Source organism: Gilliamella sp. GillExp13, assembly GCF_001690815.1.
Classification (GTDB): domain Bacteria; phylum Pseudomonadota; class Gammaproteobacteria; order Enterobacterales; family Orbaceae; genus Gilliamella; species Gilliamella bombi.
Genome location: NZ_LZHJ01000070.1, coordinates 1 through 17,334, shown reverse-complemented (window position 1 = coordinate 17,334; position 17,334 = coordinate 1). Strand labels below are relative to the sequence as shown.

The window sequence follows — 17,334 nt, the reverse complement described above, 5'->3', positions numbered from 1 at the left end:
GATTTATATGGACGAAAAGTGATTGCTAGGCAAACCAGTCGCTACATAGACCGTCATTTAGTGTGTAATACATTAAAACAAGCCTTATTTCGGCGTCACTTTCCTAAAAATGTACTCATTCATAGTGACCAAAGAAGCCAATATTGCAGTGCAGATTTCAAGCAATTATTATTACAATATGGGCTAAGGCAAAGCATGAGTCGAAGAGGAAACTGCTTTGATAATGCGGTTGTTGAGAGTTTTTTTCATACACTCAAAACCCATATTATTCATGACTGTTACTATAAAACGAGGAAGCAGGCTAATAAAGCACTATTTGAATATATTGAAATCTATTATAATCGGATACGCCGTCATTCAGCCAATGGCTGGGTATCACCTGAACAATATGAACAACAATATTACCAAAACAAAAAAATGATAGAGGCGGGCACTGTCTAATATTTTGGCGAGGATCACTATTGAGTAGCTGGGCTATCTCTTTTTTATTCTTTCCGGCTTGTAATAATACGAAAATCTGGTATCTTTCCTTCCTAGAAAGGTGATTATAATGCATAGCAATCTCCAAACTGTGGTGGTGCGAAGGTGCTAGTATAAATCACCTTTCTACTTTCTTCACTCCACCGTGTTTAAAATTGCACTTCATGTTTGAATCCAGGTCTTTAGAAAGAATAAATTTATTAGCCATAAAATAAATAGTCAATCATCTTCTGGAAATACTACATCAGGAAATACTTCATTAAATTTAGGGTGAAAATTACCAGCCGCAATGGCTTTGAGTTCGTCTATATCTGCTGTACTTGGGGGGATAATTCCAACTTCATATAAATCTTGTAGAGCCTTTATATAGAGAGGATAAGCGGCTTGGTCGCCTGTTTCTTTAATTGAGCTGAAGTAGTGGCAAAACTTGATTTTTTCTCGTTTAACCGCCTGTTTTGCTGCGTCAATCCAAGGGTAAATGCTGGGATCTGGTGTTTTCATGATGTTTCCTTATTCATCGTTATAAATCAAGTGCGCCGAAATGGATCATAGACATAAAGAAAAAAGTCAAAATTACCATACCAATAGTGGTGGGCATACTAAAGTAAGCATGGCCTAAAAGGTAGCTACCCACACACCAAGCAATAATCAGCAACCACGCAATGATATGCTTCACGTGCGAATTGGATGCCAATAAAAACCAGTACCGCAATCAAAAAGCTGCTGGAAATTGGCCAAACTATTAGGCTGATAGCCACAAACTCGAAAAATACAACATTGTAAGCTTCAGTATTAAATTTATATTTTAATAAATCACTTTGCAAGCTCATTTTTTGCCTCCCTGTTGTCAAACTGGTTTTAATAAGCTGTCTTATGTAATCAGCTATACTGATTTTATGATAAAAGCAATATTGGTCGAGTTGTTCTCGCAGTGCCATCAGTAAATCAATAGTGGTTCGCTTCATGCCGCAGGCAGGGGTATTGATTTTCTTCATTAGTGTAGTATATCCTTATCTTTTGCTATATATAGCATCAACTTAAAAAAAGCGATCCGCATAAGCTGCTGTAGTACCCACTTTTAAGTATAGCTAAATGAAATAGCATGATTTTCTAAAATTTTTTGCAAAGATTGAACTATTCAATAAGCGATAACGCGATCTTTATTCGGATTTATTGGTGATTACGCTATAATGGCGCTAATTTTTTAATTAGTAAAGTTAGAATAGCAATGGCGTTAAAAATAACCAATAAATGTATTAATTGTGACATGTGTGAGCCTGAGTGCCCAAATGAGGCAATCTCAATGGGGTTTGATACTTATGAAATTGATCCCAATAAATGTACAGAATGTGTCGGTTATTATGATCATTCGACTTGTCAGCGAGTTTGCCCTATTCAAAATGCTATCATTGCAGATCCTGAACATATTGAAACAAAAGAAGAGTTATTAGTAAAATTTGAGGGGCTTAAGTCTTCTTAAATCAGTTTAATTTAATATCAATTCGAAGTTCTTTTGGAATTTCAAAAGTGATATTTTCTAAAATGCCATCTGTCTCAATAAGTGATGTGCAACCTAAGATTTTTAAATGATCAATCACCTGTTGTACTAAAATCTCAGGCGCAGAAGCACCTGCTGTTACGCCGATCGTATGTGTGTTTATTAACCACTCTTTTTGGATGTCAGATGCAAAATCAATTAAATAAGCTTGTTTGCTGTTTCGCCTTGCTAGCTCGGCTAGGCGATTTGAATTAGACGAATTTTTAGAACCTACGACTAAAACAATGTCTGCGCGTGATGATAATTGTTTCACTGCTTGTTGGCGATTGGTTGTGGCATAGCAGATATCATTTTTGCGTGGGCTGCGAATATTAGGAAAACGTTTTTTTAAAGCATCTATAATTTGAGCTGTATCATCAACGGATAAAGTTGTTTGAGTGGTAAAGCAAAGATTATTTTGGTTTTTTACCTGTAGCTTTTTTACATCATCAATTGATTCGATTAAATAAATACCACCTTCGGGATTGTTATATTGTCCCATTGTACCATCTACTTCAATATGCCCAGCATGGCCGATTAAAATAACCTCTTCACCACGATAACTCGATCTAGCCACTTCCATATGTACTTTGGTTACAAGTGGGCAAGTGGCATCAAAAACACGGAGTTTATGTTGTTTGGCTTCCTCACGGATAGCTTTAGACACTCCATGCGCTGAAAAGATAAGAATTGAGTTATCGGGTACTTCGCTAATATCTTCAATGAAAATTGCCCCTAATTCTTTTAGGCGATTAACGACATAGCGATTATGTACTACTTCGTGACGAACATAAACTGGTGCGCCAAACAATTCTAGTGCACGTTCAACAATTGTGATAGCACGATCTACACCAGCGCAAAAACCGCGAGGATTGGCCAAAATAATTTGCATACTATACAGTCTTCTTTGGTTTTTTATAATTACTGAAAATAAATAGTCCAATACCAACGCAGATTGCACAGTCAGCAATATTAAAAGTTGGATAGTGCCAGTCACCAAAATTGACATCTAAAAAGTCAATCACAAATCCATGATAAAGACGATCAAATAAATTACCTAATGCACCGCCTAAAATCATTGATAACGACAAGTTCTCTAATTTTTGTTGGCAAGTGTTGCGGTATAACATGCGTACTATCACGGCACTGATAATTAAAGCGATAGCAGCAAGCATCATACGTTGCCCTTCAAAAATGCTAAAGGCAGCGCCAATATTGCGTACATAAGTGATAGAGAAGAATGGCAAAAGATTCACTGATTCAAATAGCGAGAAATTATTTATAATCCAAAATTTACTTGCGATATCAATGATAAAAACAATGATTGCAAATAATAACCAGTAAAGTCCATTATCTTTTTTCATATAGTTTGTGCTCATTATTATGTTTCCGCCGACAATCGTCGACGGAAAAGGTACTAGATTGCTTAAGGGATTGGCATAGCTCCATTTAATTTACTAAATAGATTGCTATGCGAAATGCCTTACCTCGCCTTTGCCGTGAATGTTTTCTTCACAACGCTTACATAAATGTGATGTTGGCTCATTATCGACGGTATAGTGCCAGCAACGAGGGCATTTATCACCTTGTGCTTTAGCGAGTTCAATTTTTAGTCCTTGAATATCGCTTTGTACAGCATTTTCTGGTGCTTCTTGTAATAGTTTTACGCTAGCTTGTGATGTTAGTAATACAAAGCGTAATTCGTTTTCTAATTTAGCTAATGTTGCTGCAATATCTTTATCAGCATAAAGCGTAACAGCAGCTTCAAGCGCACCACCAATCACTTTATCATTACGACCTTGTTCAAGCACTTTATTCACTTCGCTACGAATGGCTAAAATCTGAGCCCAATATTCGCTATTTAATGCTTCGCTTTCTGGCAATGTAAATAGTGCTGTATACCACTCATCTTCAAAAACAAATTCTTGTTTATCAGCCATTGGCAGATATTGCCAAATTTCATCAGCAGTGAATGATAAAATAGGTGCAATCCAACGAACCATTGCTTGCGCAATATGATATAAAGCAGTTTGGCAACTGTGACGGGCAATACTATCACTTTTTGCTGTGTATTGGCGATCTTTAATAATATCTAAATAGAATGATCCCATTTCGATTGAGCAAAATTGCATAATACGTTGTACGACTTTATGGAAATCATAATTTTCATAAGCCTGAATAATTTGTTCTTGTGCTTCTTTTGCCATACTAACCGCCCAGCGATCAAGTACAACCATATCTTCTGGTTTTACCATATCTTTAGCTGGATCAAATCCATTTAAATTCGCCAGTAAAAAACGTGCGGTATTACGAATACGGCGATAACTATCGGCAGCTCGTTTGATAATTTCTTCCGAATAACTCATTTCGCCTGAATAATCGGTCGATGCAATCCATAGGCGTAAAATATCAGCCCCAAGTTTGTTCATCACTTCTTGTGGTGTCACAATATTACCTAGTGACTTAGACATTTTACGGCCTTGACCGTCAACTACAAAACCATGTGTTAATACTTGTTTATAAGGGGCTTTATTATCAATTGCTGTTGATAACATTAATGAAGACATAAACCAACCGCGATGTTGATCTGAACCTTCTAAATAAAGTTCTGCATCATGTCCTTCAAATTCAGGGCGTGCACGCACAACAGAAGAGAATGTTGATCCTGAGTCAAACCAAACATCTAACGTATCAGGTACTTTACGATAATCATCAGCATCAGGACCTAAAAGATCTTTAATATCAGCATCCCACCAAGCTTGAATGCCATCTTTTTCAACTAGCTGTGCAACTTTTTCAACTAATGCTAGTGTATCAGGATGAAGTTCTTCGGTCTCTTTGTGAACAAACAACGTCATAGGTACACCCCATGTGCGTTGGCGAGAAATACACCAATCAGGGCGATTAGTAACCATGGTTTCAATGCGTGCTTGTCCCCAATCAGGGATCCAACGAACTTGCTTAATTTCTTTTAATGATTGGGTTCGCAGACCTTGTTTATCCATGCTAATAAACCATTGTGGTGTTGCACGATAAATAACAGGTGTTTTATGGCGCCAACAACATGGATAGCTATGTTCAATATTTTCAAAGTGTAATAGTGCGTTATGTTCTTTTAATATTTCAACGACAATTTTATTCGCTTTAAAGACAAATAACCCATCGAGACCAGCGCCCGTTCCTGGCAAGTAACAACCATTACCACCAACTGGATTTGCCACTTCAAGACCATATTTTTGACCGACCATAAAGTCTTCTGTACCATGTCCGGGAGCGGTATGCACAGCCCCTGTACCAGCATCAATTGTAACGTGTTCGCCAAGTACAACTGGTTCATCAAAATCAAGGAATGGGTGTTTAAAACGTAGCAACTCAAGAGCATTACCTTGGCAGCTACCTAATACTTTCCATTGGTCGATATTGGCGCGTTGCATTACAGATTCAACTAAATCAGTTGCTAAAATTAAGCACTCTTTATCATTGATTTGAACAAGTTGATATTCAAAATCAGCATTTAAAGCTATCCCGCGGCTAGCTGGTAATGTCCAAGGCGTGGTTGTCCAGATAACAGCATAAATGGTTAAATCAGTATTGATACCAAATTTATTTGCTACGGCTTGATTATCAACAGCTTTAAATTTCACATCAATTGCTGGTGATGATTTATCATAATATTCAACTTCTGCTTCGGCTAAAGATGACATACAATCAGTACACCAATAAACAGGTTTAGCGCCTTTAACTAAATGACCGTTTTTTATCACTCTACCTAACGCACGGATAATATTCGCTTCGGTAGTGTAGTCCATTGTACGGTAAGGGTTTTGCCAATCACCTAGTACGCCCATACGGATAAAATCAGCTTTTTGTAGTTCAACTTGTGAAGCGGCATAATCGCGGCAAATTTGACGAAACTCAGCAGGTGTTACTTTTACACCTGGTTTTCCTACTTGCTCTTCAACTTTTTGTTCAATCGGTAAGCCATGACAATCCCATCCTGGAATATAAGGGGAATTATAACCGCTTAACCCTTTTGATTTGATAATAATATCTTTAAGGATTTTATTAACGGCGTGACCAATATGTAGTTTTCCGTTTGCATAAGGAGGGCCATCATGCAGAATAAAGTTTTTTTTACCTTTTTTGGCCGAGCGAATTTTGCGATAAAGTTCTTTATCGTACCAATTTTGTAACATTGCTGGTTCGCGTTTAGCAAGATCTCCTCGCATTGGGAATCCAGTTTCCGGTAGATTCAATGTATTTTTATAGTCTGTCATGCTGATTTATTCCAGTTAAATGTGTTGATACTACTTTTTATTGGTTAATTTTGCACTGATCTTTTTCGCAGTGCAAATATCTTGTGTAATTTGTTGTTTTAATTCTGCTAATGAGTCAAATTTTTTCTCATCGCGTAATTTTTTGATGAACGTTATGTCTAAATATTGTCCATATATATTACTCGAAAAGTCAAAAAGATTTACTTCAAGTATTGCGGTTTTTCCATTAATAGTTGGTCTTATCCCAATATTGGCGATACCGTGATAATTCTGATTATTGCAGATATTTTTGACTTTAACTAAATAGACTCCTTGTAATGCAGGCTTTTTTCGAAGTAAGTGAATATTTGCTGTTGGAAATCCCAATTCCCTTGCTAAAGCATTGCCATGGACTACGCGACCTTGAATTGTATAATCACGACCTAATAGACAATGAGCCAATTCAAAATCACTATTCAAAAGTGCTTGGCGAATAGCAGTACTACTTATACGAAAATTATTCCAAACAAATGTTGGTATGCTTTCTACTACAAAATCATGATTTCGCGAATATTGTTGTAGAAGGTTGATATCCCCTTTACGTTCAAATCCGAACCGAAAATCATCACCAATTGTAATGTATTTAGCTTGTAGCTTATTGATCAACCAATCTTGAATAAAATGATCGGCAGACATATTGGCAAAAGTTTGGGTAAATGGAATAGCAATAATATAGTCGATACCTAATTTTTCAATAAAAATAACTTTTTCATGAAATGAAGTTAAACGTGACGGCGCATTATCTTGGGCAAAAAACTCTAGTGGTTGCGGCTCAAATAACATCACAACAGTGGGAAGATTGAGTTTTTTACCTTGTTTAATAATATGGTTAATTAATTGTTGATGTCCTAAATGCACGCCATCAAAATTTCCCAAGGTTAGAACACATTGAGAAAACTGATTTTTTAGATTAGTTATACCACGGATAATCTTCATGAAAACAATGTTATTTATATTAAGTAACCAAGAATTATACCAATCTTTCTTGAAGATGCACGCAATATAAAGTTAGATTTTGTCGCTTTTCTTCAAGCATTTTCACTGTTTGAGATAAAATGCTAAGTGACTCGGTCATACTTTAAACTGTTGTGATTCAAACATACTCATTTATAAAATTAATAATGGTTTAGTGCTCGCAAAAATTCTTGCCTTGTGCTTGGGTTTGTTTTAAACCCGCCTCCGAGTGCAGTTGTTGTTGTAATACTATTGGAGTCTTTAATACCTCGGGCTTTAACGCAATAATGGGTTGCATCAATAGAAACCGCCACATTAACTGTACCTAGTAGTGTTTGTAGTGCCACTAAAATTTGTTGTGTTAATCTTTCTTGTACTTGAGGGCGTTGGGAAAAAAAAGTTACAATTCGATTAATTTTCGATAAACCAATGACTTTATCTTTGGGAATATAAGAAACCGTTGCTTTACCGTCTATTGTGACAAAATGGTGTTCACAGACACTAGTTAGCGTAATATCGCGAACCGTTATCATTTCATCAACTTGCATTTTATTTTCGATTAACGTAATTTTTGGAAAATTTTCGTAATAAAGACCAGAAAAAATCTCATCAACATACATTTTCGACACGCGGTGAGGAGTTTGTGCAAGGCTATCATCAGATAAATCAAGTTCCATTAGCTTCATAATTTCACGAAAATGCGACTCGATTTTTGCTTTACGCTCATTATTATCTATAACTAGACGGCATAATGGTGTTTCAAGATTTTTAGCTGCAAGGGCTTCTTTGACTTTTTGCGCGGCAGGGCTTAATTGTGTCATTTATTACATACTCAAGCGAAAATGAATGAGTTATTATATAACACTCATTGCGCAATATACAGTTGTTTACACATGATTTTATACTGAAACATAGTGTTACCTGAAACTTTTTTACATTATATTGTTGACTTGGTAAGAATATTATTACCAATTAGGTGTTATACTATCAGCCATTAAATTAAATAATGTTTAGGTAACCATAATGCCAAATAATACACCGATTATTTTAATTGATGGATCATCTTATCTTTATCGTGCTTTTTTTGCTTGTCCACCATTAACCAATGCTAAAGGTGAGCCTACAGGCGCTATTTTTGGTGTGGTTAATATGGTTCGTAGTTTAATTAATCAGTACAATCCTACACATATTGCTGTGGTCTTTGATGCAAAAGGAGGATCATTTCGCAATGAGCTTTATAATGAATATAAAGCCACGCGAGATGAAATGCCTGAAAATCTTCGTCCGCAAATTGAACCTATTCATACTATTTTGAAAGCTATGGGATTACCATTACTTTGTATTGAGGGTGTTGAAGCCGATGATGTAATTGGTACATTAGCAAGACAGGCTGAGAGGGAGAATCTAGAAGTATTAATCAGTACTGGCGATAAAGATATGGCGCAGCTAGTGAGCGATAGAATTACATTGATTAATACGATGAATAATACCCAATTAGATCCACAAGGGGTAATAAAAAAATTTGGTGTTCCGCCAGAAAAAATTATTGATTATTTAGCTTTAAGAGGCGATTCGTCTGATAATATTCCTGGCGTACCAGGTATAGGTGAAAAGACAGCACAAAGTTTGTTATCTGAATTTGATGGTGTCGAGGATATTTATAATCGGTTAGACGATATTGAAAAATTGAAGATCCGAGGTGCTAAATCTTTAAAACAGAAATTGATTGATAATCAAAATGATGCCGATCTTTCTTATTTACTTGCAACAATCAAAACTGATGTTAAGTTAGATTTTTCCAATGAACAATTATTGGTAGGTGATATTGATGTTAAGGCTCTAGTTGAGTTATTTAATTATTATGGTTTTCATCGTTGGCAAAAAGAATTAATGGCTGGTACTTTTTTAAATCAGCAGAAAAATCAAGTTATAGAAGGTGATGATAATTACTTCATTCAAGAAGAACAAACAACAGCACAAAAAAGAGAGACTGATTACCAGTGTATATTAACTGAAAAGCAATTAGATGAATGGATCACAAAATTAACAAATAGTGGACTATTTGCTTTTGATACTGAAACAGATAATGTTGATCACGTGCATGCTAAATTAGTTGGTATATCATTAAGTGTTGAACCTCATCAAGCGGCTTATATTCCACTTTCTCATCAGTATTTAGGTGTTCCTAAGCAATTACCACTAGATGATGTATTAGCTAAATTAAAACCAATATTTGAAAATCCAGAAATCAAAAAAATTGCCCAAAATGCAAAATTTGATTACAGCGTGCTAGCAAATTATGGCATAACCATACAAGGAATTGCGTTTGATACTATGATTGAATCTTATGTATTAAATAGTAATGACCGTCATGATATGGATAGTTTGGCCAATCGCTATTTGGATCATAAAACCATTACTTATGATGAATTAACTAAATTTGATAAAATTCAGGTTACTATTGATAACATTGATGTGGAAAAAACCACACAATATGCTGCCGAAGATGCCGATGTTACCTTACAATTGCATAATAAATTATGGCCAGATCTTGAAAAAGATGAAAAATTAAAAGCTTTATTCACTGATATTGAAATGCCACTTACCACTTTGATAGCAGAAATGGAACGAACAGGTGTTTTGATTGATGTTAAGTTATTAAATAAACATTCTAGTGAATTGAGAAAGAAATTAAACGAAATTCAAGAAACGTTACAATTGTTGGCAGGTGAAAAATTTAATCCAGCATCACCTAAACAGATTCAAGCTCTTTTATTTGATAAACATCAATTACCAGTTCTCAAAAAGACACCAAAGGGCGAGCCATCAACCAGTGAAGATGTTTTGAGTGAGCTAGCTAATCAATACGAATTACCACGCATGATCTTGCTTTATCGTAGTTTAGCTAAGTTAAAAAATACTTATACCGATAAATTGCCATTGATGGTTAGTCCTATCGATCATCGTATTCATACCAATTATAATCAAATCGGTACTGTAACTGGGCGATTGTCGTCAAATGAGCCAAATTTACAACATATTCCAGTGCGTAATCAAGAAGGCCGACGAATTAGACAGGCATTTATTGCGCCAAAAGGTTATAAGATTATTTCTGCCGATTATTCGCAAATTGAATTACGTATCATGGCGCATCTATCACAAGATAAAAGTTTACTTTATGCTTTTTCTCATGACAAAGACATTCACCGTGTTACGGCTAGTGAAATTTTAGGTAAAACTGAATCTGAAGTGACTTCTGAAGAGCGAAGGCGTGCAAAGGCGGTTAACTTCGGATTAATTTATGGTATGAGCGCCTTTGGTTTATCTAAACAAATTAATATTGCGCGTAAAGAAGCTCAGTTTTATATCGATCGTTATTTTGAGCGCTATCCAGGTGTTCAAGCGTATATGGACCAAATTCGCCAACAAGCTGCTGAACAAGGTTATGTTGAAACCCTATCTGGTCGACGTTTATATCTTCCGAAAATTAAATCAGGAAGTGGTATTGAACGACGCGGTGCTGAGCGTGCTGCCATTAATGCTCCAATGCAAGGTACAGCGGCTGATATTATTAAAACAGCAATGATTAAGGTAAGTGAATGGATAAAAAGCTTGCCTGTAGGTAATATTAGAATGGTTATGCAAGTACACGATGAGTTAGTATTTGAAGTAAAAGAAGAATTAGTTGAGCAATATAAAGCCCAGATAAAATCGATCATGGAAAATTGTTACCAACTATCTATACCATTAAAAGTGGATGTAGGTGTGGGTGATAATTGGGATGAAGCACATTAATCATACTAAATTCGTACTAAATAATTCAGCCTTATCTGTCTAGTTAAGGCTGATATTATACTTAAACGTATATTTTCCTGAAACTTTTTAACAAGTTAAATTAACCTGTTAACTATAATGGAACTATTGCCGAAACCTTTCGGCGTGTTAGAATAAGCAACTAAATTGAATCGATACAAACATATTATTCTGCTTGTTGATATATGGCAGAATTAAAGGAAATGGTGCTGGTATTCGTGTTGTTGTTAAAGCTCTATTTTCGTTATTATTAGGATTATTTCATGAAAATCAAAACCCGTTTTGCACCTAGCCCAACAGGCTATTTACATGTAGGTGGTGCTCGTACAGCACTTTATTCTTGGCTCTATACTCGCCATGCAAAAGGTGCATTTGTATTACGCATTGAAGATACCGATCTTGAGCGCTCAACGCCTGAAGCGATTGAAGCAATAATGGAAGGTATGAATTGGTTAAAATTATCATGGGACGAAGGTCCTTATTATCAGACTAAACGCTTTGATCGTTATAATCAAGTCATCGATGAAATGTTAGCCAAAGGTACAGCTTATCGTTGCTACTGTTCTAAAGAGCGCCTTGAAAAATTGCGTGAAGAGCAGATGGCAAAAGGTGAAAAAGCGCGTTACGATGGGTATTGCCGTTGTGCTTCAGTACAACAAGAGCATACTCATGATGAGCCACATGTTGTTCGTTTTGCTAACCCTACTGATGGTACTGTTATTTTTAATGATTTAATCCGTGGCCCAATTGAGATTGCTAATAAAGAGCTTGATGATCTTATTATTCGCCGCACTGATGGTTCACCAACTTATAATTTCTGTGTCGTTGTTGATGATTGGGATATGGAAATTACCCATGTTATTCGTGGTGAAGATCACATCAACAACACACCACGCCAGATCAATATCCTAGAAGCATTAGGAGCGCCAATTCCTAAATATGGTCATGTATCAATGATTTTAGGGGATGATGGACAAAAATTATCTAAACGTCACGGAGCGGTTAGTGTCATGCAATATCGTGATGATGGTTATTTGCCCGAAGCATTACTTAACTATTTAGTGCGTCTTGGTTGGTCACACGGTGATCAAGAGATATTTTCTGTTCCAGAAATGATTAGTTATTTTTCATTAGATGCGGTTAGTAAATCAGCCAGTGCCTTTAATACTGAAAAATTACTTTGGTTAAATCACCATTATATCAACCATCTTGATGCGGATTATGTTGCTCAACATTTAATTTGGCATATGAACCAACAAGGATATGATTTATCAAAAGGTCCTGATCTTATCACTATTGTTAAGTTATTTGGTGAACGTTGTAAAACGCTTAAAGAGATGGCTGAATCATGTGCTTATTGCTATCGAGATTTTGAAGATTATGATGCCGATGCGGCTAAAAAACATTTACGCCCAGTCGCCAAAGAGCCATTAGAAACAATTAAAGCAAAAGTTGAAGCTATTGCTGACTTTGATTGGCAAATTGATAAAATTCATCATGCGATTGAAGCAACTGCAACTGAGCTTAATGTTGGTATGGGTAAAGTTGGCATGCCATTACGCGTTGCTGTAACAGGTATCGGGCAATCGCCATCGGTTGATGCAACTGTTTTTGCGGTAGGCAAAAAACGAGCGCTTGCTAGAATTGATAAGGCTTTGGCATATATTAATCAACGTGAGCAATCTCAAAATTAATATATTTATTGCAGGGAAATCCCTGCAACCCTTTTTGTCAAAGTGAGAACTTCTATGGTTCGCTTAAAAAAACGCTATTGGATCGTACTCAGTATTTTATTTTTCCTCATATTGTTTTGCTTGTTTGGGTGGCATTATTGGCAGACTTTCAAGCAGAAAAATGGGATTATTGTCGATTGGCATGGTGTTAGCGTTGGCTTTAAAGGTCTTACTTTTGATGAACTTACTGTCAGTAAACCATCCCAAGTTTCTATAACTGCTAAAAATTTATCAATTTCATTATCGCAGTTAACTGCAAATAATTTAGATATTTATTGGCAACTCAATGAATCTGAAATAGCTTTAGAAACTATTGAAAATACGGTTGATACAACGACTGAAACGCTTAATCAATCTGATCCCGAGCTCTCTTTGATTTCAACTATTATTTATTGGTTACCTAAAACGATTCATATAGATACACTGCGACTTTATGAACAAAATAAAGCGAGATTAGATTTAAAAGTTGATATAAGTAAACAGCAAGAAGCAATACAACTTAATTTATCAACCAATACCCAAGAAATAACACAATTGTCTGCCACTTTGTTGTTTAATCAACAGGCTTTGCGGATTGACATACAAAACGGCCTTTTTAAAACATCCCTAAATCAATTTGGTTTACAAAATAGTAATTTAGTCTTACCGTTTACTGGTTGGCTATCTAGTCATCAATTGGAATTAATAACTTCGGATAAAGCATCAATTAGTTTAGAAAAAGCAAATCTTTCTGATGATTTAATCCTTGGTTCTTCCAATGGGGATTTCAATATTCAACTTAAATCAAACATTCCATTTGATAGTAACCAACTATCTGCTATAGCAACATTAACCATTAACAAACTCAATGGTATTTATAAAACTAGTGAAATTAAATCGGTTACAGGCGATATCAATATTATTATTAAAGATAACCAATTTACTATTTCAACACCAGTATTAAATATTCAAGAAGTAAATATGGGGATCGCTTTTGAAAAGATTAAATTAGTTGGAAGCTATTTAGCCTCGTTTAAAGCACCAAACAAAGGAGCGGTTACATGGAAAAAAGCTCAAGCTAATATCTTCTCTGGTTTGGTTTTTATTGAAGAAAATAAATTGAATTTAGCTAAATTACCCCAACAATTTAATTTAAGGTTAAAACAGATACAGCTAAAAGATATTTTTAAGCAATATCCTTCTGAAGGGCTTGCTGGTGATGGTGTAATTGATGGTGTTTTACCTATTACGTTATCAGAGATAAAGAAAAAGGGTGAAACAGCTTTAAAATTTGTCATTAAAAATGGCAAGTTAGTTACGATCAACGAGGGTTATTTACAATTTGAAAATTCTGCCCTCAAAAGCTATGGGCAAAATAACCCCAATATGAAAATACTCACTGATATTATTAAAAATTTTCATTATACTAAGTTACAAGGCGCAGTTGATTACGCTAATGACATTGCCAAATTAAAATTGAATATTCAAGGCAGTAATTTGGATGTCGAAAATGGTAAAGCGGTTAATTTAAATATCAACCTAGAAGAAAATATGACTAAGTTGCTTATGAGTTTGCAGTTATCCGATCAAATTAGTGAGCCAATCCGTAAACGTATTGAAGCTTATTTAAAAAATAAATCTTCAAAATAAGGGGTTATTTTATGGTACGAAATGTTATTGCAATTATAATATTAGCAGGTGTATTAACGGGATGTTCACCAACAGTTAAAGTTCAAGCACCGAGTGAACCAATTAATATCAATTTAAATGTTAAGATAGACCATGAAATTAATATTAAGGTTGATAAAGCTTTAGATAATATAATCAATAAATCTGGATTATATTAATTAATAAATTTTGTTTTTATCTGTCTTTTTGATTATAAGTATTAATAAAAATCTATACTCACATTCAAATAAATAAAATATGATGTATTTATTAAGGAGTTTGTTATGAATATCTGTAAGAAAGCAACCTTGGTATTATTTTCAGTTGTGTTATCTTTTTCTGCGTTTGCATTAAATTTAGATCAAGCAATAGATTCATTAAGCCAAGCCAAAGCACAAGGGATAGTTGGTGAACAGGCTGATGGTTATTTAGGTGTAGTGAAAAACGAAGGTAACGCTTCTGAAATTGCACAATTAATTAATCAGGCTCGTAAAGAACAATACCAAAAAGTATCAGCTGAAAGTAATGTCTCTTTAAGTGAAGTAGAAAAAAAGGCTGGTAGTAAAGCGCAAGAAAAGACCCCAGCAGGTCAATATATAAAGCGACAAGGCCAATGGTTAAAAAAATAATTGCTACTTTTTTTAATAGTAAGAAAAGTATAATCACATTATGCTTTAATTGTGTATAAATAATGTGTATTCTGTTTATTTAAATATTTGTTTTATGTTTAACAAAATAAAAAAATTTTTATCTAGTTAGTTTTTACTTGTAACAGTATCGCTTATGCGATTTGAAATGGAGAAAATCAATGTGTTCGATTTTAGGTATTCTTGATATTAAATCAGATCCAGAACAGCTACGAACAAAAGCATTAGAGCTATCATGTCTACAGCGTCATCGTGGTCCTGATTGGTCTGGTATCTTTGCGTCTGATAAAGCAATTCTTGCTCATGAACGTTTATCAATTGTAGATGTTAATACAGGATCTCAGCCTCTTTATAATAAAGATAAAACCCTAGTTTTAGCGGTAAATGGCGAAATTTATAATCATCAAGAACTCCGAAATCAGTACAAAGATCGTTATGAGTTTCAAACAGGTTCTGACTGCGAAGTGATTCTTGCTTTATATCAAGAAAAAGGTATTGATTGCCTTGATGAATTACAAGGTATGTTTGCTTTTATCCTTTATGATATCAATAAAGGCAGCTATTTTATTGGCCGTGACCATATTGGTATTATTCCAATGTATACAGGTCATGATGAAAATGGTACATTTTATGTTGCCTCTGAAATGAAAGCATTAGTGCCTGTTTGTAAAACAATTGAAGCTTTCCCTCCGGGATGCTATCTATCTAGTACCGAAGGTGAAATCAAAACGTATTACAAACGTGACTGGATGGATTACGAAAATGTGAAAGACAATAAGACAGATATTAATGCACTGCGTGTTGCATTAGAAGAGTCTGTAAAAAGTCATTTAATGTCTGACGTGCCATATGGTGTTTTATTGTCAGGTGGACTTGATTCTTCCGTCATTTCAGCGATCACTAAAAAATTCTCAGCACGTCGTGTTGAAGATCACGAAAAATCAGAAGCATGGTGGCCACAGTTACACTCATTTGCTGTAGGTTTAAAAGGTGCTCCAGATCTTAAAGCTGCACAAGCGGTTGCTGATCATCTAGGTACAGTTCACCACGAAATTAACTTTACCATTCAAGAAGGTATTGATGCGATTCGTGACGTGATTTATTTTATTGAAACTTATGATGTAACTACAATTCGTGCTTCAACACCAATGTATTTAATGGCACGTAAAATCAAAGCAATGGGAATAAAAATGGTTCTTTCTGGTGAAGGTGCTGATGAAGTTTTCGGCGGTTACCTCTATTTCCACAAAGCGCCAAATGCTAAAGAGTTCCATGAAGAAACCGTACGTAAATTAGCAGCACTACATATGTATGATTGTGCACGTGCGAATAAAGCAATGGCGGCTTGGGGCGTTGAAGCTCGAGTACCATTCCTTGATAAAAAATTCTTAGATGTCGCAATGCGTATTAATCCAAAAGATAAAATGTGTGGTAGCAATGGCAAAATGGAAAAACATATTGTCCGTGAAGCATTTGAGTCTTACTTACCTGCATCTGTTGTTTGGCGTCAAAAAGAACAATTCTCTGATGGTGTTGGTTATAGTTGGATTGATACATTAAAAGAAATTGCAGAAAGTAAAATTACTGATCAGCAATTAGAAAATGCAAAATTCCGCTTCCCATATAATACGCCAACTTCGAAAGAAGCTTATATGTATCGTGAAATTTTCAATGAACTATTTCCAGTTGAAAGTGCGGCTCATTGTGTACCTGGTGGTCCAACTGTTGCATGTTCAACTGCTAAAGCAATTGAATGGGATGAATCATTTAAGAACTTAAACGATCCATCTGGACGTGCGGCGGTTGGTGTTCATAACGACGCTTATAAAAAATAATTGATTGCATTTAGCAAATGATAAAAAAGGGCATTATTGCCCTTTCAGATTGATGACAAACCTCGATATAATTCGGGGTTTATTTTTTTATTTAAACCATAAATAGGATTCCTAGATTACACCATGAAGTGCAATTCTTCTTAACTCCTTAGAATAAAAATCGGCAGGGCTTTTAAACTTATGCCGTTTTCTTGGGCGTGTGTTCAATAGATATTGTATTTTCTTTATCTGTTTGTCGTCAACTAATGAAATGGCCGCTGACTTAGGTATAAACTGACGTATTAAGCCATTGGTGTTTTCATTTGTGCCTCTTTGCCAGCTTTTATAAGGCTCCGCAAAGTACACGGTGGTGTTTAAATAATACTCAATAGC

16 protein-coding genes and 1 pseudogene are annotated in these 17,334 nt (G+C 35.2%); 8 read left to right on the top strand and 9 right to left on the bottom strand.

Annotated elements, in window-relative coordinates; all coding sequences use genetic code 11:
- Window positions 1-441, top strand: a 441-nt coding sequence (locus A9G37_RS12115) for a DDE-type integrase/transposase/recombinase (protein ID WP_141671065.1), incomplete at its 5' end; no start/stop codon positions are given.
- Between the two features lie 22 nt (window positions 442-463).
- On the opposite strand, the pseudogene A9G37_RS13515 reads toward A9G37_RS12115, so the two are convergent.
- The 3 genes and pseudogenes from A9G37_RS13515 to A9G37_RS04975 all read right to left on the bottom strand — a co-directional run.
- Window positions 464-556: pseudogene (locus tag A9G37_RS13515) on the bottom strand (helix-turn-helix domain-containing protein); the annotation flags it as partial.
- A 143-nt stretch (window positions 557-699) separates the two neighbouring features.
- A complete protein-coding gene (locus A9G37_RS04980) occupies window positions 700-981 on the bottom strand; it encodes a hypothetical protein (RefSeq protein ID WP_065574812.1) in 282 nt (93 codons plus the stop codon).
- Between the two features lie 125 nt (window positions 982-1,106).
- Window positions 1,107-1,475 carry a hypothetical protein gene (locus A9G37_RS04975; RefSeq protein ID WP_034911288.1) on the bottom strand — a complete coding sequence of 123 codons (369 nt, stop codon included), beginning with the start codon at window positions 1,473-1,475 and terminating at the stop codon, window positions 1,107-1,109.
- 233 nt (window positions 1,476-1,708) lie between these two features.
- Between A9G37_RS04975 and A9G37_RS04970 the strand changes: the two genes are divergently transcribed.
- Entirely contained in the window at window positions 1,709-1,960 is a 252-nt protein-coding gene (locus A9G37_RS04970; RefSeq protein ID WP_034911286.1) for a YfhL family 4Fe-4S dicluster ferredoxin, read from the top strand.
- A gap of 1 nt (window position 1,961) precedes the next feature.
- Here A9G37_RS04970 and ispH read toward each other — a convergent pair whose 3' ends face one another.
- From ispH to folE, 5 genes are all read right to left on the bottom strand, one after another.
- Window positions 1,962-2,909, bottom strand: coding sequence for a 4-hydroxy-3-methylbut-2-enyl diphosphate reductase (gene ispH, locus A9G37_RS04965; RefSeq protein ID WP_034911285.1), 948 nt, complete (start codon window positions 2,907-2,909; stop codon window positions 1,962-1,964).
- Window position 2,910: 1 nt separating this feature from the next.
- On the bottom strand, window positions 2,911-3,396 hold the full coding sequence (gene lspA / locus A9G37_RS04960; protein ID WP_202961547.1) for a signal peptidase II: 486 nt from the start codon (window positions 3,394-3,396) through the stop codon (window positions 2,911-2,913).
- A gap of 90 nt (window positions 3,397-3,486) precedes the next feature.
- Window positions 3,487-6,294: an isoleucine--tRNA ligase gene (gene ileS, locus A9G37_RS04955; protein ID WP_065574811.1), complete on the bottom strand. Its 2,808-nt coding sequence runs from the start codon at window positions 6,292-6,294 to the stop codon at window positions 3,487-3,489.
- 30 nt (window positions 6,295-6,324) lie between these two features.
- A complete protein-coding gene (ribF, locus tag A9G37_RS04950) occupies window positions 6,325-7,269 on the bottom strand; it encodes a bifunctional riboflavin kinase/FAD synthetase (protein ID WP_034911282.1) in 945 nt (314 codons plus the stop codon).
- Between the two features lie 179 nt (window positions 7,270-7,448).
- Entirely contained in the window at window positions 7,449-8,108 is a 660-nt protein-coding gene (gene folE / locus A9G37_RS04945) for a GTP cyclohydrolase I FolE (RefSeq protein WP_034911276.1), read from the bottom strand.
- Between the two features lie 202 nt (window positions 8,109-8,310).
- Here folE and polA point away from each other — a divergent pair, with 202 nt between their 5' ends.
- From polA to asnB, 6 genes are all read left to right on the top strand, one after another.
- Window positions 8,311-11,082, top strand: a complete 2,772-nt coding sequence (polA, locus tag A9G37_RS04940) for a DNA polymerase I (protein WP_065574810.1) — start codon at window positions 8,311-8,313, stop codon at window positions 11,080-11,082.
- Window positions 11,083-11,363: 281 nt separating this feature from the next.
- Window positions 11,364-12,794: a glutamate--tRNA ligase gene (gene gltX / locus A9G37_RS04935; RefSeq protein ID WP_034911270.1), complete on the top strand. Its 1,431-nt coding sequence runs from the start codon at window positions 11,364-11,366 to the stop codon at window positions 12,792-12,794.
- A gap of 54 nt (window positions 12,795-12,848) precedes the next feature.
- Window positions 12,849-14,462, top strand: a complete 1,614-nt coding sequence (locus A9G37_RS04930; RefSeq protein WP_034911269.1) for an intermembrane phospholipid transport protein YdbH family protein — start codon at window positions 12,849-12,851, stop codon at window positions 14,460-14,462.
- 11 nt (window positions 14,463-14,473) lie between these two features.
- Window positions 14,474-14,659: a YnbE family lipoprotein gene (locus A9G37_RS04925; protein ID WP_034911268.1), complete on the top strand. Its 186-nt coding sequence runs from the start codon at window positions 14,474-14,476 to the stop codon at window positions 14,657-14,659.
- Between the two features lie 105 nt (window positions 14,660-14,764).
- Window positions 14,765-15,109, top strand: coding sequence for a YdbL family protein (locus A9G37_RS04920; RefSeq protein ID WP_034911266.1), 345 nt, complete (start codon window positions 14,765-14,767; stop codon window positions 15,107-15,109).
- 179 nt (window positions 15,110-15,288) lie between these two features.
- Window positions 15,289-16,962 carry an asparagine synthase B gene (gene asnB / locus A9G37_RS04915; RefSeq protein ID WP_034911264.1) on the top strand — a complete coding sequence of 558 codons (1,674 nt, stop codon included), beginning with the start codon at window positions 15,289-15,291 and terminating at the stop codon, window positions 16,960-16,962.
- 111 nt (window positions 16,963-17,073) lie between these two features.
- Here asnB and A9G37_RS04910 read toward each other — a convergent pair.
- Window positions 17,074-17,334: IS30 family transposase (locus A9G37_RS04910; protein WP_141670976.1), on the bottom strand; the 261-nt coding region annotated here is incomplete at its 5' end.